We start from the raw sequence: 2,541 nt of genomic DNA, 5'->3' as shown, positions 1-2,541 counted from the left end.
ACCAATTTATTGCAACCGCAGTAGGACAGCCTTAAGTCCGACAGGCTGCTAGCAGGCTTCCCGACAAACTGCTGGCTTCAAAGCGGCAATTGCCCGATGTGCGCAGTGTCTTATGCTGCCAGATTAGCACTAGCGGGTTTAAAGCCAATATTCTGCTTGTCACTGTCGCAACTGACTATCTGCATGTTGCCTGCAGACTCAGGAGTAGCGCTAAACGCACTTCCCCGGTTGAGGTTTTTATGAAGTCAGCACCGGCTTCAATGCAGATATCGTTGGCTCAACGAATCATAATCAGGTGATAAGGCTGAGTCTCACTGATACTTAAAATTCGGCACTCCTGCAATCCATGGGCTAGTTTATCTGAGCATTCATAAACTGGATAAGGTAGATGTTGATGACACACTCCATTGCTCAATTACCTACAGCAACAAAGCAATCGATATTTTTCCAACGTAACAAGGCTCATCAGTCGGTTGCTGCTTCCCTTGGCCTCATCATGATGGTTTGTCCCTGCTCTAAACTGCTGGCAAAAAACCCTTTCTCAATGCCTGTGGAGGAGATATTTACTGAAGATAAAACGACAAAAACGTCTAGCTTTCTGGACGATTTGATTAACCACAATGTTTATTTAGGAACCCCCCCTCCTTTTACCCTCAACCCGAATACGACACATCTCATCTTTGCTTTAAATCATGAAAATGAACGAGACGAAAAAATGGATGTGCATACAGAAGAACCACAGGGCGCTGAAGCACTGCAGCCTCAGCCTTTAATGCAAATCCCGCTCCCATTGATAACCCATGCACAAATTACTGCCAATATCCAACAGTTGAATACAGGCCTGAATGGAGACGCTCTGATCCTGAATACTATGTTGAGTTACGTCCCGGTTACTCTCCCCAATGAGAGCCTGACAATTCTGAGTATGATTCAACAAGTGAAAAAAGCACTCCATGTTGAGTCTGACGAAAACCAGAATGTGTTACTAGGCGTTCTCATTAACATCCAGGGTACTGAATCTCCTGTCGATATCACCAGGCCAGAAGATCAACAGAGCCTCGCGATGTTGATGGTGAGTTACTATACAGCCATCCACTGCAAGGGAGCCCACCCACAAGCCGCTTATTGGTTTTTTCACTCATTCCTGCTTCACGCCGCTAGCTTGTCTGGTATCGACAGACTCGATGCAAAAAAAGTTGAGCTTTTAGGTGCAAAAACACCTATAGAAGATCACAAAATTTTAAAAGCAAATATCGAAGAATCTAATAAATGCTTCATTGGCCTGAAAGTGCTGGAAAAAATGCGCCTTATATTTTTGAGCGAATCGGAAAAACCCTCGCAAGCTGAAAAATACACGCCATCAGCCGACCCACTGCTAATTGCCGCTTTCTCCCTGCTCAACTATGACATTAATCAAAAAAAAATACCGATTTATCAGCGTAATATAAAATCTGCTAAACGAATGTCCAGTCTGATAAAAGAATATCGTAACACAAAACCTGAATTAGTTGCCTCGTGTAGTCAGTTTGTGAGTCTCATTAATGCCATAAGCCTGATGCTTGATCCTTTCTCTATACAACTCGCAAATACACATCTTGACAACCTATCGAGTTATTTTAGTCTATCAAATTGGTTAGACACCAATACTGACTCTTCAGGCATAAAAGGCAAAGAACAGGCATTATTTGGAATATTCGAAAAGGTATTAAAAGACGCAAGAGACAATCCTGGAAATGAAAAGCCTGAATTATTTCAAGAGTTGCTTCTAACCCTGGAACAGTACATAGAGAAACAATTACCAAAAGCTTTTATTGAAGAAGATTACTACGTCATAATGGTAGTTCTGGGCACAGAATTTTCGGATCTGCTGGAACAATCCGTCAAAACGCTGGCATATCTGGCAACGAATGACACTGTTGCTAATCAGCAGGCCGATGGAGCCAATTACGACGAGACAGTGGAACAAGAAGGAAAAGAGTTCAGCGAAGAAAAGAAGAAGAAAAAATACCTGAAAGAACGGATAGACTACTTGGAAGATTTCGTCGGTTGGTTCGGGCTTAACTATGATTTTGCTATGAATAATCCTTGTGACTCTGACAGTAGTGACTATCGCTATAGTCACCATAACAATATTGATTATGGCAGTGGAGACTCCAACAGCACTGACTCTGGCAGTAGTCACCGTAACAGTATTGACTATGGCAGCGGTGACTCTGACAGCAGTGACTCCGGTGGTAGCCACCGTAACAGTATCGATTATGGCAGTATCGACTATGGCAGTGGCGACTCTGAAAGTAGTGATGCTGTCATGGGTGACACTGAAAGTAGTGATACTGACAGACCCGATAATGACAGAGAGTAGTCTTGACGGAGTTTATTTTTAGTCTCCTTCCTGTTCTCTCAAAGTAAGCGCCATCAGCACACTTCTCCGCAAACTGCTGGCCAGACGCATTGCCGGGAGGTCAGACTGAGTCTGGCTGGTGCAGAAAAGTGAGCACTGCTGCAATCCATGGTCTAGTTTATCAGGGCATTTATAAACTG

1 protein-coding gene is annotated in these 2,541 nt (G+C 43.5%); it reads left to right on the top strand.

What is annotated here, in order from left to right:
- Positions 1 to 394: 394 nt before the first annotated feature.
- Positions 395 to 2,362 (top strand): hypothetical protein, encoded by a 1,968-nt coding sequence (locus tag KDK18_RS01235; RefSeq protein ID WP_257252614.1) that lies wholly within the window; start codon positions 395 to 397, stop codon positions 2,360 to 2,362.
- The last annotated feature ends 179 nt before the right edge of the window (positions 2,363 to 2,541 follow it).

This window comes from Endozoicomonas sp. SESOKO3, assembly GCF_024606255.1.
Note: the sequence above shows the minus strand (reverse complement) of the source record. Positions and strands in the feature narration are given on the sequence as shown.